At 59.7% G+C, this 21,731-nt stretch carries 20 protein-coding genes; 7 read left to right on the forward strand and 13 right to left on the reverse strand.

From position 1 onward, the window contains the following. Window positions 1-35 precede the first annotated feature (35 nt). Together nrdB and yfaE are read left to right on the forward strand one after the other, a co-directional pair. A complete protein-coding gene (gene nrdB / locus AC0TN7_RS09425) occupies window positions 36-1,166 on the forward strand; it encodes a class Ia ribonucleoside-diphosphate reductase subunit beta (RefSeq protein ID WP_023312514.1) in 1,131 nt (376 codons plus the stop codon). Next, complete coding sequence (yfaE, locus tag AC0TN7_RS09430; protein WP_023325749.1) at window positions 1,166-1,420, forward strand: class I ribonucleotide reductase maintenance protein YfaE; 255 nt, start codon at window positions 1,166-1,168, stop codon at window positions 1,418-1,420. The genes nrdB and yfaE overlap by 1 nt, the downstream gene beginning before the upstream one ends. A gap of 103 nt (window positions 1,421-1,523) precedes the next feature. Here the strand turns inward: yfaE and glpQ are convergent, their stop codons facing one another. Together glpQ and glpT are read right to left on the reverse strand one after the other, a co-directional pair. Further along, the gene (gene glpQ / locus AC0TN7_RS09435) at window positions 1,524-2,582 is read right to left on the reverse strand and encodes a glycerophosphodiester phosphodiesterase (protein WP_032646596.1); all 1,059 of its coding nucleotides are present in this window, start codon (window positions 2,580-2,582) and stop codon (window positions 1,524-1,526) included. Window positions 2,583-2,593: 11 nt separating this feature from the next. Next, window positions 2,594-3,946: a glycerol-3-phosphate transporter gene (gene glpT / locus AC0TN7_RS09440; protein WP_024908206.1), complete on the reverse strand. Its 1,353-nt coding sequence runs from the start codon at window positions 3,944-3,946 to the stop codon at window positions 2,594-2,596. Window positions 3,947-4,197: 251 nt separating this feature from the next. Between glpT and glpA the strand changes: the two genes are divergently transcribed. The 3 genes from glpA to glpC are packed head-to-tail and all read left to right on the forward strand — an operon-like array spanning window position 4,198 to window position 8,220. Beyond that, window positions 4,198-5,826: an anaerobic glycerol-3-phosphate dehydrogenase subunit A gene (gene glpA, locus AC0TN7_RS09445; protein ID WP_473702109.1), complete on the forward strand. Its 1,629-nt coding sequence runs from the start codon at window positions 4,198-4,200 to the stop codon at window positions 5,824-5,826. Then, window positions 5,816-7,033 (forward strand): glycerol-3-phosphate dehydrogenase subunit GlpB, encoded by a 1,218-nt coding sequence (glpB, locus tag AC0TN7_RS09450; protein ID WP_407858816.1) that lies wholly within the window; start codon window positions 5,816-5,818, stop codon window positions 7,031-7,033. The genes glpA and glpB overlap by 11 nt, the downstream gene beginning before the upstream one ends. Further along, window positions 7,030-8,220 carry an anaerobic glycerol-3-phosphate dehydrogenase subunit GlpC gene (gene glpC, locus AC0TN7_RS09455; protein WP_024908209.1) on the forward strand — a complete coding sequence of 397 codons (1,191 nt, stop codon included), beginning with the start codon at window positions 7,030-7,032 and terminating at the stop codon, window positions 8,218-8,220. The genes glpB and glpC overlap by 4 nt, the downstream gene beginning before the upstream one ends. A 33-nt stretch (window positions 8,221-8,253) precedes the next feature. Here glpC and AC0TN7_RS09460 read toward each other — a convergent pair whose 3' ends face one another. The 10 genes from AC0TN7_RS09460 to AC0TN7_RS09505 form a co-directional block, all read right to left on the reverse strand. Beyond that, the gene (locus AC0TN7_RS09460) at window positions 8,254-9,453 is read right to left on the reverse strand and encodes a nicotinamide mononucleotide deamidase-related protein YfaY (RefSeq protein ID WP_473702110.1); all 1,200 of its coding nucleotides are present in this window, start codon (window positions 9,451-9,453) and stop codon (window positions 8,254-8,256) included. Between the two features lie 93 nt (window positions 9,454-9,546). After that, window positions 9,547-10,086, reverse strand: coding sequence for a YfaZ family outer membrane protein (locus tag AC0TN7_RS09465; protein WP_024908211.1), 540 nt, complete (start codon window positions 10,084-10,086; stop codon window positions 9,547-9,549). A 124-nt stretch (window positions 10,087-10,210) separates the two neighbouring features. Next, entirely contained in the window at window positions 10,211-11,572 is a 1,362-nt protein-coding gene (gene menE, locus AC0TN7_RS09470; protein WP_473702111.1) for an o-succinylbenzoate--CoA ligase, read from the reverse strand. Further along, window positions 11,569-12,534, reverse strand: a complete 966-nt coding sequence (gene menC, locus AC0TN7_RS09475; RefSeq protein ID WP_061714725.1) for an o-succinylbenzoate synthase — start codon at window positions 12,532-12,534, stop codon at window positions 11,569-11,571. The genes menE and menC overlap by 4 nt, the downstream gene beginning before the upstream one ends. Continuing rightward, the gene (gene menB, locus AC0TN7_RS09480) at window positions 12,534-13,391 is read right to left on the reverse strand and encodes a 1,4-dihydroxy-2-naphthoyl-CoA synthase (protein WP_014832749.1); all 858 of its coding nucleotides are present in this window, start codon (window positions 13,389-13,391) and stop codon (window positions 12,534-12,536) included. Before menB ends, menC begins: the two co-directional genes overlap by 1 nt. Continuing rightward, window positions 13,388-14,164, reverse strand: a complete 777-nt coding sequence (menH, locus tag AC0TN7_RS09485; protein WP_473702112.1) for a 2-succinyl-6-hydroxy-2,4-cyclohexadiene-1-carboxylate synthase — start codon at window positions 14,162-14,164, stop codon at window positions 13,388-13,390. Before menH ends, menB begins: the two co-directional genes overlap by 4 nt. Continuing rightward, complete coding sequence (gene menD, locus AC0TN7_RS09490; RefSeq protein ID WP_473702113.1) at window positions 14,161-15,831, reverse strand: 2-succinyl-5-enolpyruvyl-6-hydroxy-3-cyclohexene-1-carboxylic-acid synthase; 1,671 nt, start codon at window positions 15,829-15,831, stop codon at window positions 14,161-14,163. Before menD ends, menH begins: the two co-directional genes overlap by 4 nt. Window positions 15,832-15,919: 88 nt before the next feature. Beyond that, entirely contained in the window at window positions 15,920-17,215 is a 1,296-nt protein-coding gene (gene menF, locus AC0TN7_RS09495) for an isochorismate synthase MenF (RefSeq protein WP_267216874.1), read from the reverse strand. Window positions 17,216-17,300: 85 nt separating this feature from the next. Beyond that, window positions 17,301-17,606, reverse strand: a complete 306-nt coding sequence (gene elaB, locus AC0TN7_RS09500; protein WP_008500219.1) for a stress response protein ElaB — start codon at window positions 17,604-17,606, stop codon at window positions 17,301-17,303. 53 nt (window positions 17,607-17,659) lie between these two features. After that, window positions 17,660-18,121: a GNAT family N-acetyltransferase gene (locus tag AC0TN7_RS09505; protein ID WP_090419949.1), complete on the reverse strand. Its 462-nt coding sequence runs from the start codon at window positions 18,119-18,121 to the stop codon at window positions 17,660-17,662. A 71-nt stretch (window positions 18,122-18,192) separates the two neighbouring features. Between AC0TN7_RS09505 and rbn the strand changes: the two genes are divergently transcribed. After that, a complete protein-coding gene (gene rbn, locus AC0TN7_RS09510; protein WP_463727090.1) occupies window positions 18,193-19,110 on the forward strand; it encodes a ribonuclease BN in 918 nt (305 codons plus the stop codon). 64 nt (window positions 19,111-19,174) lie between these two features. After that, window positions 19,175-20,179, forward strand: a complete 1,005-nt coding sequence (locus AC0TN7_RS09515) for a chemotaxis protein (protein ID WP_024908219.1) — start codon at window positions 19,175-19,177, stop codon at window positions 20,177-20,179. 91 nt (window positions 20,180-20,270) lie between these two features. Here AC0TN7_RS09515 and nuoN read toward each other — a convergent pair whose 3' ends face one another. Further along, window positions 20,271-21,728, reverse strand: coding sequence for an NADH-quinone oxidoreductase subunit NuoN (nuoN, locus tag AC0TN7_RS09520; RefSeq protein ID WP_463727089.1), 1,458 nt, complete (start codon window positions 21,726-21,728; stop codon window positions 20,271-20,273). Window positions 21,729-21,731 lie beyond the last annotated feature (3 nt).

The following is a 21,731-nucleotide window of genomic DNA, read 5'->3' on the forward strand; positions in this document are numbered from 1 at the left end:
TACGCTTACCCGGCCTACGTTTTTAGGACACACTCATGGCATATACCACCTTTTCACAGACGAAAAACGACCAGCTCAAAGAGCCGATGTTCTTCGGCCAGCCGGTCAACGTGGCACGCTACGATCAGCAAAAATATGACATCTTCGAAAAGCTGATTGAAAAGCAACTCTCCTTCTTCTGGCGCCCGGAAGAAGTGGATGTCTCCCGCGACCGTATTGACTACCAGTCGCTGCCGGATCACGAAAAGCATATCTTCATCAGCAACCTGAAGTACCAGACGCTGCTGGACTCTATTCAGGGCCGTAGCCCGAACGTGGCGCTGCTGCCGCTGATCTCCATTCCAGAGCTGGAAACCTGGGTGGAAACCTGGGCGTTCTCCGAGACGATCCACTCCCGCTCTTACACCCACATCATCCGCAACATCGTGAACGATCCGGCGGTGGTGTTTGACGATATCGTTACCAACGAGCAGATCCAGAAGCGCGCGGAAGGCATTGCCCATTACTACGACGAGCTGATCGAGATGACCAGCTACTGGCATCTGCTGGGCGAAGGCACCCACAACGTGAACGGTAAAACCATCACCGTAAACCTGCGTGCGCTGAAAAAGCAGCTGTACCTGTGCCTGATGAGCGTCAACGCGCTGGAAGCGATCCGCTTCTACGTGAGCTTCGCCTGCTCCTTCGCCTTTGCCGAGCGCAAGCTGATGGAAGGCAACGCCAAGATTATCCGTCTGATTGCCCGCGATGAAGCCCTGCACCTCACCGGTACCCAGCACATGCTGAACCTGCTGCGCAGCGGTACGGACGATCCGGAGATGGCGGAAATCGCCGAAGAGTGCAAACAGGAGTGCTACGACCTGTTCGTACTGGCGGCTCAGCAGGAGAAAGAGTGGGCAGATTACCTGTTCCGCGACGGCTCCATGATTGGCCTGAACAAAGACATCCTGTGCCAGTACGTTGAGTACATCACCAACATCCGCATGCAGGCTGTCGGTCTCGACCTGCCGTTCCAGACGCGCTCTAACCCAATCCCGTGGATCAACACCTGGCTGGTGTCCGATAACGTGCAGGTCGCGCCGCAGGAAGTGGAAGTGAGCTCTTATCTGGTCGGTCAGATTGATTCTGAAGTCAACACCGACGACCTGAGCAACTTCCAGCTCTGATGCCACGCGTCACGTTAAGTCTTTCCGGCACTGAGGTACTGTGTCGGGAGGAGCACCCTTCTCTGCTGGTGGCGCTTGAGGCGCATCAGGTAGAAGTAGAGTACCAGTGTCGTTCCGGCTACTGCGGCTCCTGCCGCTGCCGTCTGGTCGCCGGCCAGGTGGACTGGCTGACCGAGCCGCTGGCCTTTATCAACGAAGGGGAAATTTTGCCCTGCTGCTGCCGGGCAAAAGGCGATATTGAGATCGAGATGTGATTGCCCTTATTCCCTCTCCCTGTGGGAGAGGGTTAGGGTGAGGGCATCAGGCCGCAGAGCCTGATTGTCGGGTGTCGGCCTCGCCTTACCCGACCTACAAAACCTACTTCCGGTGAATGAATTCAACCGCTTTATCCGGGAAATCCGTAAACAGTCCGTCCACGCCCGCCTGGTTATACAACACCTCATAAAGCTGATTCACATTCGTGGCATACGGCGGCAGCTGGTCTGCACGCACGGTATACGGATGCACCTGCATCTTGCTGGCGTGCGCCTCTTTCACCATCGCCGTCAGCTTCACGTGGCCCGGCGCTGAGCCCTCCGCCACCAGCATGTGATAATCCGGCCCGATGCCGTCGGCGTACTGCGCAATCTGCTTCATCGCCCCCGGCTTAAACATCCAGTCGTAGTTGTAGTTAACCCACTTCCCGTCCGGCTGTTTCTCCTGAGTTTCATTCCAGTCAGTGTAGGCAATCAGCTGCACCAGGTTGAGGTTCATGCCCATCTTCGGCTCTAGCTCGGTTTTGATGCGCTTCAGCTCGGCGGCATCAAAACACTGCAGGTAGACTTTGTCCTTCTTGCTGGTGTAGCCGTACTGCTTCAGCACCTCCAGCGTCTTCGCGGCAATGTCTTTCCCTTCCTGATGATGGAACCACGGCGCTTTGATCTCCGGGTAGATACCGATATTTTTACCGGTTGAGTGGTTCAGCCCCTGAACAAACTCAATCTCTTCCTGGAAGGTATGAATGCGGAAGTCAGATTTGCCCATCGGGAAACGTCCCGGATAGACCTGCACCTTCTTGCCGTTTTCAATCTCGAAGCCTTCGGTAAACTTCAGGGAACGGATCTCCGCCAGGGTGAAATCAATGGCGTAGTAGCGGCCATCTTTTCGCGCGCGGTCCGGGAAACGCTCCGCCACGTCCGTCACGCGGTCCAGATAGTGGTCATGCAGGACCACCAGCTGGTCGTCCTTCGTCATCACCAGATCCTGCTCGAGGTAATCCGCGCCCTGCGCATAGGCCATCGCTTTCGCCGGCAGCGTATGCTCCGGCAGATAGCCACTCGCGCCACGGTGGGCAATAACGATTTTATCCGCCGCCAGCGCGGAGCCTGTCATCAGGCCCGCCAGCAGCAGGCCTGTCGCTAACTGAGTTAATTTCATCGTAAAGCTCCTTATTGACGACGTGCCAGCACTTCCGCGTGGTGACGTTTCTCACCGATCATCACAACAATCAGCAGCAGTACCGCCAGCACGCTACCGCCGATCATCACCATAAAGCCGCCGTCCCAGCCGAAGAAGTCAACGGTGTAGCCCACAATGGCGCTCGCCGCGACCGAACCGCCGAGGTAACCGAACAGGCCGGTAAAGCCTGCCGCCGTGCCTGCCGCTTTTTTCGGTGCCAGCTCCAGCGCATGCAGACCGATCAGCATTACCGGACCATAAATCAGGAAGCCGATGACGATCATGCAGGCCATGTCTACTGATGGGTTGCCCGGCGGGTTGAGCCAGTAAACAACCGTCGCGATGGTCACCAGGGTCATAAAGAAGACGCCCGTCGCACCGCGGTTACCCTTAAACACCTTGTCCGACATCCAGCCGCAAAGCAGCGTGCCTGGGATCCCGGCGTATTCATACAGGAAGTACGCCCAGGAGGATTTATCCAGCGCGAAGTGCTTCACCTCTTTCAGGTAGGTTGGCGACCAGTCGAGGATGCCGTAGCGCAGCAGGTAAACGAACACGTTCGCCACCGCGATGTACCACAGCAGCTTGTTCGGCAGGACGTACTTCATGAAGATCTGTTTTGCGGTCAGCTCCTCTTCGTGCTCCTTGCTGTAATCATCCGGATAGTCGTTTTTGTACTCTTCAATCGGCGGCAGGCCGCAGGACTGCGGCGTATCACGCATCAGCGCGAAAGCGAAAATCGCCACCACGATGGCGCCAAAGGCAGGCATATACAGCGCAGCGTGCCAGTCGTTGAACCAGGCCATCCCCAGCAGGAACAGCAGCGGCGGAATACCGCCACCCACGTTATGGGCACAGTTCCACACCGACACGATGCCGCCGCGCTCCTTCTGCGACCACCAGTGCACCATGGTGCGTCCGCACGGCGGCCACCCCATCCCCTGGAACCAGCCGCAGAGGAACAGCAGCACGAACATGATGGCAATGCTGGAGGTTGCCCACGGCACAAAGCCCATGAACAGCATGACCGCGGCCGCCAGGATCAGACCGGCGGGCAGGAACACGCGCGGATTCGAGCGATCCGACACGGAGCCCATGATGAATTTGGAAAAACCGTAGGCGATAGAGATCCCCGACAGCGCGAACCCCAGATCGCCGCGGGAAAAGCCCTGCTCCACCAGATACGGCATGGCGAGCGCGAAGTTTTTACGTACAAGGTAGTACGCCGCGTACCCGAAGAAGATCCCCAGGAAGATTTGCCAACGCAGACGGCGATAGAGCGGATCTATTTCTGCCTCTGGCAGACGCGCCCTGTGGGGCGCAGGTTTGAAGATACTGAGCATAACAGCCTCCGTGGCCTTGAAATGAATGAGCAGGTGGCTCGCACCTGAATTCCAGAGGCGGGGATGTTAAGAAATCACGGTGATTGTTACTGTGAATCAACGCACAGATTGTTACAGAAATATGACATAATGCGCAGAAAAGCGCATGAAATCACGTTTCACTTTCGAATTCCGCGCGTTTATGTTCGAAATCAAACAAACCACAAAATTAATATGGCTAAATGATAAAAAACGAACATAGAGGGTAAACAATGACCATTCACGATCCTCGCTACAGCGATGTGATAATCATTGGCGGTGGCGCAACCGGCGCCGGGATCGCACGCGATTGCGCCCTTCGCGGCTTAAGCGTTACGCTTCTGGAACGCCATGATATCGCCACGGGCGCAACCGGGCGTAACCACGGCCTGCTGCACAGCGGCGCGCGGTATGCGGTCACCGACGCTGAATCCGCGCGCGAATGTATTGCTGAAAACCAGATCCTCAAGCGTATCGCCCGCCACTGCATTGAGCCGACGGACGGCCTCTTTATTACCCTTCCCGAAGATGACCTCGCTTTTCAGGACACCTTTATTACCGCCTGCAGCGCCGCGGGCATTCAGGCTGAGGCCATGGATCCGGCGCTGGCGCGGCGGCTGGAACCGTCGGTTAACCCGGCGCTTATCGGCGCGGTGAAGGTCCCTGACGGCACCGTCGATCCGTTCCGCCTGACCGCCGCCAATATGCTGGACGCCCGCGAGCATGGCGCGCACATCCTGACCGGGCATGAAGTGACCGGGCTTATCCGCGAAGGCCATCGTATCTGCGGCGTGCGGATCCTTGATACGCAATATAACGAACACAGCGAGCTGTATGCCGCCGTTGTGGTCAACGCGGCGGGGATCTGGGGGCAGCAGATTGCGGAATACGCGGACCTGTCGGTGCGCATGTTCCCGGCGAAAGGCTCGCTGCTGATCCTCGACCACCGCATCAATAACCACGTGATCAACCGCTGCCGCAAACCGTCTGACGCCGATATCCTCGTGCCGGGAGATACCATTTCGTTAATCGGTACCACCTCAACGCACGTGGACTACAGCGAGATTGACTACAACCGCGTCACCGCTGAAGAGGTGGACATCCTGCTGCGCGAAGGGGAAAAACTGGCGCCGGTGATGGCCCACACGCGTATTCTTCGCGCCTACGCGGGCGTGCGTCCGCTGGTCGCCAGCGACAACGACCCGAGCGGACGTAACGTCAGCCGGGGCATCGTGCTGCTCGATCACGCCGAACGCGACGGCATGGACGGGTTTATCACCATCACCGGCGGCAAGCTGATGACCTACCGCCTGATGGCCGAGTGGGCGACCGATGCCGTCTGCCGCAAGCTGGGCAATACCGAACGGTGCGTGACGGCAGAACAAGCCCTGCCCGGCTCGCGTCAGTCCACCGAGAAGACGCTGCAAAAAATTATCTCCCTGCCCGCGCCGCTGCGCGGGTCCGCTATTTACCGCCACGGCGACAGAACGCCACAGTGGCTCGGTGAAGGACGACTGAGCCGCAGCCTGGTGTGCGAGTGCGAAGCCGTCACCGCCGGTGAGGTGCAGTACGCGGTGGAGAATCTGACGGTCAACAGCCTGCTCGATCTTCGCCGCCGCACCCGCGTCGGAATGGGCACCTGTCAGGGCGAGCTGTGCGCCTGTCGTGCCGCCGGTCTGCTGCAGCGTTTTCACACCACCACCGCCACCCAGTCGCTCGATCAGCTCAGCGCGTTTTTAAACGAGCGCTGGAAAGGCATTCAGCCTGTCGCCTGGGGCGATGCCCTGCGCGAAAGCGAATTTACCCGCTGGGTCTACCAGGGGCTTTGCGGTCTTGAGAAGGAGCAACGCGATGAAATTTGATACCGTAATCGTCGGCGGCGGGCTGGCAGGCCTGCTCTGCGGCATCAAACTCACGAAGCAGGGGCTGCGCTGCGCCATTATCACCCGGGGCCAGAGCGCCCTGCACTTCTCGTCGGGCTCGCTGGATCTGGTGGACGAAGCGTACCGCGATAAGCTGCCGCCGGAGCACCCGTATCACCTGATTGGCGCGCAGCATATTGACCGCTTTGCGCTGGAAACCGAAGCGCTGCTGGCGGACTGCGGCGCACGTCTGCAGGGCAGCGCCCGGCTCAATCACCAGCGCGTTACGCCGCTCGGCACCCTGCGTTCCGCGTGGCTCAGCCCGGAGGAGGTGCCCATTGCCCCCATTCGCGCGGGACGTGTGCGGGTGGTAGGGATTAGCGGCTTTCTGGATTTCCAGCCCCATCTCGCAGCGGCGTCGCTCTGTCGCCAGGGTGTTAACGCGGAAACGGCAGAGATAGAGCTGCCCGAGCTTGATGTCCTGCGCGATAACCCGAGCGAGTTTCGCGCGGTGAATATCGCCCGTTTTCTTGATAACGAGGACAAATGGCCGCTGCTGTATGACGCGCTCAGGCCGCTCGGCGAAACCTGCGATGCCCTGCTGATGCCCGCCTGCTTCGGTTTACGCGACAACCGACTCTGGCGCTGGCTCTCGGATCGTCTGCCCTGCTCGCTCGGCCTGCTGCCAACGCTGCCCCCTTCCGTACCCGGCATTCGCCTGCATACCCAGCTCCAGCGTCAGTTTGTCGCGCAGGGCGGCGTGTGGATGGCGGGTGATGAGGTGAAAAAAATCACTCTGACCGACGGCGCGGTGAGCGAAATCTGGACGCGCAACCACGACGATATTCCGCTTCGCGCCCGCTATACGGTGCTGGCAAGCGGCAGCTTCTTCAGCAACGGACTGCTGAGCAGCCGGGAGGGCATCCGGGAAGCCATTATGGGGCTGGATGTTCGCCAGCATGCCTCACGCGCGGACTGGTATCAGAGTGATTTCTTCTCGCCGCAGCCCTGGCAACAGTTCGGCGTGATTGTCGATAACCAGCTGCATCCGCAGCTTTCCGGTAAACCCGTCAGGAATCTCTTTGCCATCGGCTCGCTGCTGGGCGGGTACGATCCCATTGCCCAGGGATGCGGTGGCGGGGTCTGCGCCGTCACGGCGCTGTATGTGGCAGAGCAGATTAGCCAGCGCACGGAGGCTGAACAATGAACGACACCCGTTTTGAAAGCTGCATCAAATGCACGGTGTGTACCACCGTCTGCCCGGTCAGCGGCGTTAACCCACGCTATCCCGGACCAAAGCAGGCCGGGCCGGACGGCGAGCGCCTACGCCTGAAGGACGGCAAGCTGTACGATGAAGCGCTGAAATACTGCATTAACTGCAAACGCTGCGAAGTCGCCTGCCCGTCGGATGTGAAAATCGGCGATATCATTCAGCGCGCCCGGGCGCGCTACAGCACGCAAAAACCGACACTGCGCGATGCGATCCTGAGCCACACCGATCTGATGGGCAGCGTCTCGACGCCCTTTGCCCCCATCGTGAATGCCGCGACCGCTCTCAAACCGGTGCGTCAGCTGCTGGATGCCACGCTGAAGATAGACCATCACCGCAGCCTGCCGAAATATTCTCACGGCACCTTCCGCCGCTGGTACAAATCCGTCGCGGCACAGCAGGCGCAGTACGCCGACCAGGTGGCCTTTTTCCACGGCTGCTATGTGAACTACAACCACCCGCAGCTGGGTAAAGATCTGCTGAAGGTGCTGAACGCCATGGGCACGGGCGTTCAGTTACTGAACAAAGAGAAGTGCTGCGGCGTACCGCTAATTGCCAACGGGTTTACCGATAAAGCGCGCAGGCAGGCTCAAAGCAATGTCACCTCCCTGCGCGAAGCCATTGTCGATAAAGGTATTCCGGTGCTGGCGACCTCATCCACCTGTACCTTCACCCTTCGCGATGAGTATCCGCATCTGCTGGACGTGGATAACACCGGCCTGCGCGAGCACATCGAGCTGGCGACACGCTTCCTGTGGCGCAAACTGGATAGCGGGCAGACGTTGCCGCTGGGGACATTACCGCTGAAAGTGGTCTATCACACGCCGTGTCACATGGAAAAAATGGGCTGGTCGCTCTATACGCTTGAGCTGCTGCGGCTTATTCCAGGCCTGGAGCTGACGGTGCTGGATTCGCGCTGCTGCGGGATTGCAGGGACCTACGGCTTTAAGCGTGAAAACTACGAAACGTCACAGGCGATTGGCGCCCCGCTGTTCCGTCAGATTGAAGAGAGCGGCGCGGATATCGTGGTGACCGACTGCGAAACCTGCAAGTGGCAGATTGAGATGTCCACCAGCAAGCGCTGTGAACATCCGATTACCCTGCTGGCGAAGGCGCTGGGCTAAACATGGCCGGGGCGAAAGGCCCCGGCACAGGTTTTACTCGATAAACAGCGACTCGACCACATGGATCCAGCCGTGCTCGCTGGCAACCTCTTTGCCATTCAGCCAGCGGCGCAGCATGTTCAACGCCATCATGGCGCAAACCTCCTGACGCACCGCCAGGCTATGGCGGGTGATGCTCATTTTAACCCGCAGCGCCCAGGTGCCTTCCGGCGTCGCCAGCGCGAAGTTAAGGTATTCCTCGTCCAGCCCCCCGACAAACAGCGCCAGACCGGCAAAATGCTTCACCCTTCTCTCGGACGCCCAGCGGGCGGTTTGCGCGAGAGTCTCCTGCTGGAACGGCACCACTTCGCTGGCCAGCAGCGGCGCGTTGACGCGCGACAGCTGCAGCGCCAGCAGGCCACCGGTGAACTGTTCGCTTAAGGTCACGCTCAGCTGACGCGCCTGTAGATGCGTCGCAATCTGCGCGGGCAACCCTTCCGTACCTTCAAAGATCAGGCTTTCGCCCGCCACGCGCTGCACCTCGGGCCACAGGGCCAGCATCGCCTCTTTCTGTTCGGCCGGGCCTGTCAGCTTAAGTTCAATGATCGGCATGGAGGAGCGATAGCCCATGGACACGCCTGGCGGCAGCGGAAGATGATCGAGGCTCTGGGCCAGATCGCTTTCCGAGCGGCCAAAGGTGGTCAGACGCAGGCACAGCGGCGGTTCAGGCAGGGTAAAACGATCGCGAAGGCGCGGCAGGATCTGCTGCTCGACCATCACTTTAAATTCTGAGGGCACACCCGGCGTAAAGAACATCAGGCAGCGGTTCAGCTGCATAGCAAACCCGCACGCGGTACCCACCGGGTTATCGACCAGTTCAGCACTGGCGGGAATTTCAGCCTGTTTGCGGTTGCTTGGGGCCATGACGCGGCCACGTTCGGAGAAAAAGCGCTCCATCTGCGAAAGCCACGCCTCGTGCAGCGCCAGCCCTTCGCCTTTTGCGGTCGCGGCGGCCAGGGCGCTGAGATCGTCACCGGTGGGGCCGAGCCCGCCGTTCACAATCAGCACGTCGCAGTGCTCGCTGCGCTCACGCAGAATAGCGACCAGCGACTCAAGATTGTCGCCTACGGTATTGCGGCGCGTTAACGGTAATCCTTGCTCAAAGAAAAGATCGGCGAGCCAGGCAGCATTGGTATCAATAATTTGTCCATGCAGCACTTCGTCGCCGGTGGATAACATCTCCACGTTAATCATTATGTTCTCCCGCTTATATGGTCAAAACACTATAGCGCAAACGCGGGGTGGAGAAGAGAGAAACTGGCGCGACAGAACGCCGCGCCGGAGTGATTAGAAGCCTGCGCTAACGCCCACGTACGGGCCGTCGGCCAGCGCGTTGTCACGGTTGCCGTCTTTACCGGCCAGGTTCAGATAGCGATAGCCAGCTTCGATGGTAATCGGACGCATGATGGTCCAGCGCGCACCGGCGTTGGCCTCTTCATAGCTTTCGATACCGCTGGAGAGGGAGTCCGGCGAATAGTAGTACTCACCAAACAGGCCGAAGCTGTCGCCAATTTTCCACTGCAGGCCGCCGCCCACTGCCGCCGCGTACCCTTCATCACCGTCATTTGGGTTGGTATAGATACCTTTACCGCCAACGGTGGCCAGGAACGGGCCAAGAGGAACGTTGAGACCCAGGCCGAGGCTGGCCGCGTCGCCGTCGTCATCGTTATGCGTCCAGCCGCCGGTCATCGCCAGACCGGATGTCTCGGTACCCATGCCAAAGCCCAGGTGGGTATAATCCTGACCCGCCGAGCCGTTAATGCTGATGGCGTTCGCCGCCGCCGATACAACCATCAGGCCGAAGCCCAGTAATGCCACTTTTTTCATTGTCGTGATCCCGCACAATTATTATAAAGAAGTCCCAAAACCGCGAGATTTTAACCGGAGTCTCCCGGGGATCAAGCACTCTGCGTGCGGCCGGTCAGTAGATTGTAACTATTTGAAACGGCTATTATCCCTTCAGCGATGCGTTCACCCACTGCTGCAGCGCGCGGCGCGAAACTTTAATGCCGCCATTTTTGAGTTCAGTCGGCAACAGCAGCCAGCGGACGGGTTGCTCAAAACGCGCGACCTTATCCCTGACCCAGTCGGGTAAGCGGGTGATATCCGTTCCCGGCTCGCACTCCACCACCGCCACCGGACGTTGCCCGAATTCAGCGTCGTCCAGCGGGACGATAAACACCTGGTTAACCTGCGGGTGCGTGGCGATAACGCGCTCCAGCGATTCCGGTTGGATCCCTTCTCCGCCGCTAAAAAAGAGGTTATCCATGCGGCCGAGGATCGTCAGACGGCCGTCATGCCATTCGCCGCGATCGCGTGTGGCGAACCAACCCTGCGCGTTGTTCAGCGGAATCATTTCGCCGTCTCGCCAGTAGCCTGAGGCCATGCTTTGCGCCCGGATCCAGACTTCACCGTTAACCACCTGCACCTCTCTGCCCGGCAGCGCACGGCCCACGTCCGGCTCGCCGTCCGCCTCTTTCGCACAAACGGTAGAGGCAAACTCGGTCAGACCGTAGCCGCAGAAGGTGCGTATATCCTGCTCTCGCGCCTGTTCGGTCAATTCAACAGGGATGGCCGCCCCGCCCAGCAGCACCGCTTTCAGTGCGACAGGCTGGTGCGCATTCAGCAAGCGCCAGAGCTGGGTCGGCACCAGCGAGGCGTGGGTGCAGCCGCGCAACGCCTGCTCAAGAGGCTGTTTCTCGCGTACGGTTAACCGCGCGCCGGCCTGCAGCCAGCGCCATAAAATTCCCTGGCCGGAAACGTGAAACAGCGGTAGCGAAAGCAGCCAGTCGTCGTCTTCACCGTAGGGCATCAGCGACAAAACGCCGCGCGCGCTGGCAAGATGGGCCTCGCAGGTATGGACCGCCGCTTTCGGCAGACCGGTGGAGCCGGAGGTCAGCGTCATGGACGCCAGCCGCGCCGGTTGCCACGCAGCGCAATACGCATCGGCTGTCTCGTGCATGCGCAGGGCAGGAAGAGCGTCGTAGCTGCCGTCCAGCACCAGCGCAAAGCGCAGCGTCATCTGCGGGAGCAGCACGTCCAGCAGCGGACGCGGCAGCTGCGGATTAGCGGGAAGAATGCGCGCCCCGCACTGGAGCAGCGCCAGCCACGCCAGCAGGGTTTGCGGATGATTATGGGCCAGCAGCAGCACGCCGTTGCCCTCCTCCACGCCCTGCCGGTGAAACTCTGCCGCAAGCCGGTCGACGCGGGTGCACAGCTGCTGCCAGCTGAGCACCTCATCGTTCAGCCTGAGGGCCGGTTTATCAGCAGACAGCGCGCACCAGTGCCGCCACGGCCAGTCGGTAAAACTCATCGCAGCGGCTCCAGCGCCTCGACGTCGAGGCACGGCAGCGCGCTGTCCGGCCACGGGCGGATAAGCTGAGCCTGCATCAGGTTCAGCGTGTCAAGGCCAGGAACCGTATCCGGCGTTAGCCAGGCGGCAATGCGCGCCAGCTGGGTCAGCCCAAGGCTGGACTCAATCGACGAGCTGATGACCGCCGTCAGCCCTGAGGCGTGCGCTGCTGCGACCTGCTCGCGCACCTTCGCCAGACTGCCGGTCAGCGTCGGTTTAATCACCACCGCGCTGACGCCGGGCTCGGCGACAAATTCAAAATCGTCCTCGCGCAGGCTTTCATCCCAGGCGATGGCAATCCCGGTTTCGCGGGCAAACGCGCACGAATCGTCGCGGGTTTTGCACGGTTCTTCGAGGAAGGCAATGCGGCTGCGGTAGGCCGGGTCGACGTACTTTGCAAACTGCTGCGCCTTGAGCGGCGTCCAGGCGCGGTTGGCGTCCAGACGCAGATGCAGATCGGGGATCGCCTCCAGCAGCAGGTTGGCGACCATGCCGTCGCGCACCGCTTCATAGAGACCGACTTTAATTTTCGCCACCTTCTCGCCCGGCATGGCGGAGAGCAGCGCGAACAGCTCGTCAGGATCGCCCGTACAGAGCGGCGCCGCGCGGTAATTCCCCGCTTCCGGCAGGCTGCCGTCCAGCTCCGCCAGCGCGCAGCTGATACCAAAGGCCGCGGAAGGCACCTCCGGCAGCACCGGATCCGCCCCCCCGCGCCACGCGTCCGCCCAAGCCAGCAAGGCCGTCTGCGCGTCATCCAGTGACTCCTGGCTAAAGCCCGGCAGAGGCGAAATCTCGCCCCAGCCTTCCCGCTCGCCCTGCTGCAGATGCACGAAGAAGCCGTCACGGGTTTTTAACCGCCGTTCACGCAGCACCACGCCCGCGTCCATCGGTATCTGCCAGCGGTAAACCTGCGCGCGACGCATTACGGATTCCGTTTGTATTTGCTGAAGTCCGGCTGGCGTTTTTCGTTAAACGCGTTGCGCCCTTCCTGACCCTCTTCGGTCATGTAGAACAGCATGGTGGCGTTGCCCGCCAGCTCCTGCAGACCCGCCTGACCGTCGCAGTCGGCATTGAGCGCGGCCTTCAGGCAGCGCAGCGCCATCGGGCTGTTTTGCAGCATTTCACGGCACCAGCGAACGGTCTCTTTTTCGAGATCGGCAATCGGTACCACGGTATTCACCAGGCCCATATCCAGCGCTTCCTGCGCGTTGTACTGACGGCACAGGAACCAGATTTCGCGGGCTTTTTTCTGCCCGACGATGCGCGCCATGTAGGAGGCACCCCAGCCGCCGTCGAAGGATCCTACTTTCGGGCCGGTCTGGCCGAAGATGGCGTTCTCGGCGGCAATGGTCAGGTCACACATCATGTGCAGGACGTGGCCGCCGCCGATAGAGTAGCCCGCCACCATCGCCACCACCGGTTTTGGACAGGTGCGGATCTGACGCTGGAAATCGAGGACGTTCAGGTGATGCGTACCCGCGTCGTCCTGGTATCCGCCGTAGTCACCGCGCACTTTCTGATCGCCACCGGAGCAGAACGCTTTCTCGCCTTCGCCGGTCAGGACAATCACGCCGATGTTGTCGTCGTAGCGCGCATCCGCCAGGGCCTGAATCATCTCTTTCACGGTCAGCGGGCGGAAGGCGTTACGCACCTGCGGGCGGTTGATGGTAATTTTGGCAATGCCGTCGGTGGATTTGTGGTAACGAATGTCGGTGTAGCCTTCGGAGCAGTCCTGCCATTCAACCGGGGCGTAAAGCATGTTTTCATCAGGGTAGATCATAGAGTGTCCTTTATTCGAAGACGCAGTATCTGAGCCAGACTTGCCGCAACCGCATCGGGATTTTCCCGGTGGGCGTTGTGTCCGGCGTTGGGAATTGCATGGCGAACGGCGTTCACTTCCGCGGCAAGGGCCGCGAACTTCTCATCACGTTCGCCATAGAGATAATCAAAAGAGAAATCGCGCGCGCTCAGGGCAGCACGCAGGTCGGGCTGCACGGCCAGCGAGGTCGACTCAAGCATCATCGCCAGCATCGCGCCGTCGTTCTGGCTGCGCAGGGTAATCAGCGCGTCGCGCTGGGCGTCAGTCAGGGAGGCAAACACAGGCTGTTGGTACCAGTCAGCGAATACGTTATCCAGCGGTTCGCTGCGAAAACGTGCTGCCCAGCGGCGGTCGGATGCCAGCCGCGCCTGTCGCGCATCGGCATCCTGCAGGCCCGGATGTCCTCCCTCCACTATCACGCCTTGCAGCCCCTTTGGCTGCTGGCAGGCATGGAACATCGCAATGCGGCCGCCGAGGGAGTACCCGATGAGCCAGAAATTCAGTATGTTGTAACTAATAAGAGTTTGGGTGAGTAGCCTGCTCATCTCGTCAAAGCCCGTGACGCCCAGATTCCGGGATCCGCCGTGCCCCGGCAGATCCAGATACAGCCGGGGGTAGTCACGGAGTCGCTCACCAACAACCTGCCACTCGCGGCAATCGCCGGAAAAACCGTGCAAAAAGACCAGCCAGGGATAGCCTGATTTTCCGTCATGCTGCACGCCCGAGAGGATCACAGCTGGCTCACCTGCGCCAGCAGGCTTTGCAGGGTCTGCGCACCGTCAGCCTCGTTTACCACCAGCTCAATCAGCGTCGCACCCGGCTGCTTCCAGGCACTGCTTAACGCCGCGTCCAGCTGTTCCCAGCTTTCCGGGCGATGGTATTTCAGGCTAAACATCGCCGCGGCGTGTTCGAACTGCACGTTCTGCGGCATCAGATAGAAGCGCTCGCGCTCGCTCTGCGGCGTGGGCAGCAGGGAGAAAATCTGCCCACCGTTGTTGTTGACCACAATCAGCACAAACGGGGCTGACGCCTGACGCAGCAGCGCCAGCGCGTTGAGATCGTAGAGCGCGGAGAGATCGCCCACGATCGCCAGCGTTGATTTCGCGCTGGCGCGCTGCACGCCCGCCGCCGTGGAGATCAGCCCGTCGATACCGCTGGCGCCACGGTTGCTGTACACCGGGTAGCCCGCGGGCAGCTTCGAAAAAGCGTCAATCAGCCGCACCACCAGGCTGTTGCCGACAAACAATTGCCCCTGTTCAGGCAGGCACTGGCGAATACGGTGCGCCAGTCCGGCCTCGCTAAACGCTTCACAGTGCGCTTTAGTCAGTTCCCACGCCTGGCGCGAAAGGTCCGGGATGGCCACCGCCCAGGGCTTGCGTTTTTCAGCCGGATGAAGCGTCAGCCAGGCGTCGATATGGCTGACCAGACGACGTCCGCGATGGTGCGCCGGGTCAAGCCGCCCTTCCAGCGCGTCCACCAGCCAGTACTCTTCCGGCGTGCAGGTGGCCTGCCACTGCAGTAACCGTTTGCCGGTTAAACTCGATCCAAGCTGAACCACAATCTGCGCCTGCGCCAGCTCGGTGACCGCTTTGGCATTACCCAGCCAGAGGTCGGCGCACGGCAGCGGCTGACCGGTCTGGGAAAGCACGTCGCCTATCAGCGGCCAGCCCAGGGTTTGCGCCCATTCGGCGACCAGCTTGCCTTCGGCGGCGCTCATGCGCCCGGCAATCACCACGCCGCGCTTCTGCCGCCAGAAGAACCAGTCGCGCTGCTTCGCGCTCTCAAGGTGCGTCTGCTCGCGAAGCCACGGTTTTTCACTCTCCCACCAGTCGCCAAGGGATTGCTGCCAGTCAAGACCCGTATCGTCCAGCTCACCGTACAGCGGCTCGGCAAACGGGCAGTTAATGTGCAACGCCCCGCTGCGCAACGTCTCCAGAGCGTGATCGACGGTGGAGACCAGCCAGCTTGCCGGAATATCCTGGGTGGGACGGGGCAGCGAAATCGTCTGCGAAGGATGCGAAGCAAAGAGCCCCGGCTGACGGATGGCCTGATTGGCGCCGCAGTCGATAAGCTCAGGGGGGCGGTCGGCCGTCAGTAAGATCAGTTTTTCACCGGTTAACCCGGCTTCAATCAGAGCCGGATAGAGGTTCGCCACGGCGGTACCGGAAGTGACGATCACCGCCACGGGTTCTTTGCTGACCTTCGCCAGACCCAGCGCGAGATGCCCGAGACCACGCTCATCAAAGTGGGTGTGGTGAATCAACGCCCGGTTTTCAGCGGCCGCCAGCGTAAGCGGCGTTGAGCGAGAGCCCGGTGCAATACACACGTGCCTGACGCCATGGCGCGTCAGGGCTTCAAGGATCACCGCCGCCCAGCGTCGGTTAAAAGAACTTACTGACATGAGATTGTCCGGTATCAAGAATGCGACACAGTATAAATAATAGAAAAAATTGGAATTTTGATATGAATCGGGATTGCGCGATTCAGTATTAATCCCTTAGGAGCAGAGAGCGCAATCCGGCGGCTTTGTTTTCGATCTCCTGCCACTCCTGTTCCGGGTCAGACCCGCTGACAATGCCGGCACCGGCATAGAGCCGCAGGGAGTCATCCTGGACGCGCGCGGAGCGCAACGCCACGCAAAATTCACTCTGGTCAGGCGATAAATACCCGGCAGAACCGGCGTACCACTCGCGGTTAAAGGGCTCAACCTTCTGAATAAACTCGCGCGCAGGCTGTCGGGGTAATCCGGCTACGGCCGCGGTCGGCTGTAGCATGAGCAGACACTGCTCATCATCGGCCTGTTTGAGCTCGGTCCAGATACAGCGGCGCAAATGCTGCACTTTACGCAGGCGCACCACCTGAGGGGGCAGTACCTCAAGCGTCTGCGTGTAGTGCTGAAGACGCTGACAGATATCTTCCACGACCAGCATATTTTCGCGCTGGTTTTTATCGTCGTTAAGCAACCACTCGCCGAGACGCTGCGCCTGGCTATCATCGGTATGGCTGGCAACGGTGCCCGCCAGCGCTTCCGTGCGCAGCAGCGTGCCGCGCCGCCGCCAGAGACGCTCGGGCGTCGAGCCAAGAAACGCGTTGCTGGCGTTGAATACCATGCAGAAATGGTAGCAGTGTAAATTCAGGGCGCGGCTGGCCGCCATCAGCGCGACAGGGTTAACGCGCTGTGTAACCTGAATATCGGTTGCCCGGGCGAGAACCACTTTTTCAAAATCACCGCGCGCGATGGTCTCTGTCGCCATGCGGATAAGCGTCATCCATTCGGCCTGCTGCGGCTGATGGGTTTCGTGCTCAACCTGAACGGACAGCGGACGGATAGATCTCGCAGGACGGAGCTGCTGTAAAAAATCCAGCGCGGCGCGGGCATCCTCCTCAAGCGAGCGGTCGCTCCACAGCTGCAGGCGCAGCGTGGCGTTGCCGGCGGTGCGTCGCCAGAGCAGCCGCGGTAAAAAGAGGCTGCTCTGCTCCGGATTAAAGGCGTTCAGCCCGCAGATACGGGTATCACCTGCTGCGTTTTGCTCGCGCAAAAACTGCGAGGCTAACGCCAGAGAGGAAAAAGGGATAACCGCTCCCAGCGCAGCCAGCTCTTCATCGCCGTTACGCTGCTGCCAGTAAAACTGCGGATAACACTGCTGCTCGCCCAGCCAGGCGAGGGGATCAAAGGCGTCGTTTAACGGGAAAGAGACGTCGAAATGACGTATGCCGGGTGCTGCGGGTAACGCTTGCGATAGCTGGGTACGCAGTTGCTCCAGCGCGAGGAAAATCGAATTCACGCGAACCTCTCCCTGTTAAAGCCTCGTATTATACGGGGTACCATACGAAATATCAGTACCCACGTATAGGGAGTGGTTAAACGGCTTAACGACGGGCCAACAGCAGCCCCAGCACCAGGCCTACGGCAGCACCTACTCCAATGCCCTGCCACGGTTTTTCATGCACGTAATCATCGGCACGGTACACCGCTTTTTTAGCGCGGTAGTAGTAGGTATCAGACGCATGGCTGACGCGGTTTTTCACTTCATGCAGCGCCTGCTCGGCGCGGGCTTTTAGCTCAATATATTTCTGATCGGCAGGGTCGCCCGAGGAACGTAACACCTCTTCCAGCGTTTCGCTCAGTAAGGCCAGGTCGTCGTCGATACGGGTATCCCAGGATTGAAATGACATATTTTTCTCCATGTTAGTACACCAGTCCGCTAACTATAGCCAACGACTCGCTATTACGCCTGCTTCGCTTCTCGCGCCATGCCGACGTGGGGAATACCATCTTCATCGTACACCTCGGTGACGGGCACGAAACCAAAGTGGCCGTAGAAGGACTGCAGGTGCGCCTGCGCACCCAGGTATAACGCCTTGTTCGGCCACTGTTTCTGGCACGCCTCCAGCGTTTTTTCCATCAGCTGATAGCCGAGTTTTTCACCACGCGCTTTGCCGCTGATGATGACGCGGCCAATGACGACAGGCTCAAAATCGTCTTCGCTTTTCAGAATCCTCGCATACGCCACCAGCTCGTTATTCCGCCAGCCGAGGATATGGCGGTTCTCGCCGACGAGATCGTCGCCGTCGATGTCCTGATACGGGCAGGTCTGTTCAACCACGAACACTTCGCAGCGCAGTTTCAGCACAGCGTAAAGTGAATGAACGGTGAGGTCACTATGGTGTAAATCTTGCCACTGGATCATGTCAGTCTCCTTCCTGGGGTTCATCACGTTATACTAAACCCCTCCCCGTTCGGCAAAGGGCTGATTGCGTTATGGAACTGATTTTTCTGGGTACGTCCGCTGGCGTGCCAACCCGCTCACGGAACGTGACGGCGATCCTGCTGGGTCTTAAGCACCCCACCCGCGGTGGGCTGTGGCTGTTTGACTGTGGTGAAGGGACGCAGCATCAGCTATTACACACCGCTTATCACCCCGGCAAGCTGGATAAAATTTTTATCACCCATCTGCATGGCGACCATCTGTTTGGCCTTCCGGGCCTGCTGTGCAGCCGCTCGATGGCCGGTAACGCCAACCCGCTGACGATTTACGGGCCTGCGGGTATTCGTGAATTTATTGAAACCACGCTGCGGCTGAGCGGGTCGTGGACCGATTATCCGCTGGAGGTCGTTGAGATTACCGAAGGCCTGGTATTCGATGACGGGGATTATCAGGTTACTGCTCAACCACTTAATCATCCGGTGGAATGCTATGGCTACCGTATTGACGCGCATGACAAACCCGGCGCGCTGGATGCCGCCGCGCTGATGGCCGACGGCGTAAAACCCGGACCGCTGTTCCAGCGTCTGAAGCACGGTGAGACCGTCACGCTGGAGGACGGACGCGTCATCAACGGCCAGGATTATCTCGCCGCCCCACAGCCCGGCAAAAAGCTGGCGATTTTTGGCGATACGGCCCCGTGCCCGGCAGCGCTCACGCTGGCCCAGGGCGTGGACGTGATGGTGCATGAAGCGACGCTTGAAACGGCGATGGAAGAGAAAGCCAACAGCCGGGGACACAGCTCCACGCGTCAGGCGGCGCAGCTTGCCCGTGACGCGGGCGTCGGGAGGCTCATCGTCACCCACGTCAGCTCCCGCTACGACGCGCGGGGATGCGCAAGCCTGCTGGCAGAGTGCCGCACGCTGTTTCCGGAATGTGAGCTGGCCGAAGATTTCGCTCAGGTCAGCGTTTAGTCCTTCATTTTTCGCTCAGGATGCCGATAACGATTAAAAGGTCAGCATTTCTCTCGAGGGTAGAATGGATAATTTCCAGAAAGATATTGATGACAGGGCGAATCTGACCCTGTCGAACCGTTTTGAACTGTTGCTGTTCCGTCTTGGCACCTCTCTGAACGAAAATAAATCTGAGCTGTTTGGCATTAACGTCTTTAAGCTGCGTGAAATTGTGCCGATGCCGGAGTTCACGAAACCCGCCGGGATGAAGTCACCGCTGATGGGAATGGTGAATATTCGCGATCAGGTGATCCCGGTGATTGACCTGGCCGCCGTGGCGGGCTGTAAGCCCACCACCGGGCTGAACATTCTGCTGATCACCGAATATGCGCGCAGCGTGCAGGCGTTTGCCGTGGAGTCGGTTGAGAACATCATGCGTCTGGACTGGAAGCAGGTGCACGCGGCGGAAACCGCCGTCAGCGGCCGCTACATCACAAGTATCGCGTGTCTTGACGAGAAGACCGATACCAACGATCTGGCGATGGTGCTGGACGTTGAGCAGATCCTGTATGACATCACCCCGGCCAATCACGATCTGCACGCCACGAACCTGAAGACCACCAAATTCCATATCAAGCCAGGCGCTGTCGCCATCGTCGCGGAAGACTCCAAAGTGGCGCGCTCGATGCTGGAGAAAGGTCTGCAGGCAATGGAGATCCCGGCCCAGCTGCATATCACCGGCAAAGAAGCGTGGGAGAAAATTGGCGTGCTGGCGGCACAGGCCCAGGCTGAAGGGGTTCCCATCACCGATAAGATCGCGCTGGTGCTGACCGACCTCGAAATGCCAGAAATGGACGGCTTTACGCTGACACGCAAAATCAAAACCGACCCGGTACTGAAAGATATTCCGGTGGTGATCCACTCTTCCCTTTCCGGCAACGCCAACGAAGACCATATTCGCAAGGTGAAGGCGGACGGGTATGTGGCGAAGTTTGAGCTGAACGAGCTGTCGTCAGTGATTGAGGAAGTGCTGGACCGCTCGATGAAGAAGATTGACGGGCCGTTGATTAGCCGGAAGCAGCTGGCTTAAGCATGGTGCGGGCTGGTGCCCTCACCCCGGCCCTCTCCCACAGGGAGAGGGAGTAAACCAAAAAAAACCCGCCGAGGCGGGTTTTTTGTTTTTACATCAGCGGCATCGCTCGCTGCACGATATCAATCAGCGGCTGCGGATAGATACCGAAGATCAGCACCAGCAGCGCGGAGATAAGCACTACGATACCACCGGCGCTGTACTGCCAGTTGGTTGGGGCATCGCGGTTGAGCTGCTGAGGCGCGCTCAGGTACAGGCTCACGGCCACGCGCAGGTAGTAGTAGAGACCAATCGCGGAGCCGATCACCACGCCCGCAGTCAGCCACCACAGGTGCGCCTGCACACCGACGGCCAGCACGTAGAACTTACCGATAAAGCCGAGCGTCATCGGAATACCTGCCAGAGAGAGCATCATCACGGTCATCACTGCGGACAGGATCGGACGGTGCCAGAACAGACCACGGTAGGAGAACAGTGAATCGGCATCCGGACCACGATACGGGCTGGACATCAGGCTCACCACGCCGAAGGCGCCGAGGCTGCTGAACAGGTAACCGGCCAGATAGACGCCCACGGCTTCCATCGACATCTCACCGCTCTGCAGCGCAATCAGCGCCACCATCAGGTAGCCCAGATGAGAGATAGACGAGTAGCCCAGCAGACGCTTGATGTTGGTCTGGCTCAGCGCCATCAGGTTACCGAAGATGATGGAGACGAACGCGATAATGCCCAGCACCACGCGAACAGCTTCGCTGTCACCTACCGGTGCGTACAGGAACAGACGCATGACCACACCGAAGATAGCGATTTTGCTCGCCGTCGCCAGGAAGGTCGACACCGGAGCCGGAGCGCCCTGGTAGACGTCTGGCGTCCACAGGTGGAACGGCACCAGAGAGAGTTTAAAGCCGAGACCAACGATCATCATGCCCAGACCCGCCAGCAGCAGCGGCTCATGCAGCATGCCGTCACCGAGGCTCTTGCCGAGCACCATGAAGGAGAGGTTACCGGACTGTGCATACACCAGCGCAATACCAAACAGCAGGAACGAGGACGCCGCCGCAGACAGGATGGTGTACTTGATGCTTGCTTCCAGGGAGCGCTTCTGGCGGAAGGCGTAACCAATCAGACCGAACAGCGGCAGAGAGATCAGCTCAATGCCGAGGAACAGCGCGGCCAGGTGGTTCGCATTCGCCAGCAGAATGCCGCCCAGCGCGGCAATCAGAACCAGCAGGTAAAACTCTTCTTTGTTGTCGTTGTAGCCTTCGAGCCACGGGTACGCAAAGGTACAGGTTGCCAGGCTCGCCAGCAGCACCAGACCGGTATACAGCATGGCGTAACCGTCAACGCGCATCAGCGGGGTGACGTCCATCGCCCCACCCTGGCCAACAAACCAGAGAGAGACTAACGCGGCGTTCAGGCCGATGACCGACAGCGTGGCATTCAGGAAGTGATTGCGTCGCCACGCAATGGAGAGCATCACAACCACCACCGTCAATCCGACGATCAGCAGCGGTAGCAGCGCGATCAGTTGTTGTGGAGTTATTGTCATGGC

The sequence above is a fragment of the Enterobacter sp. PL_is511 genome, assembly GCF_055816065.1.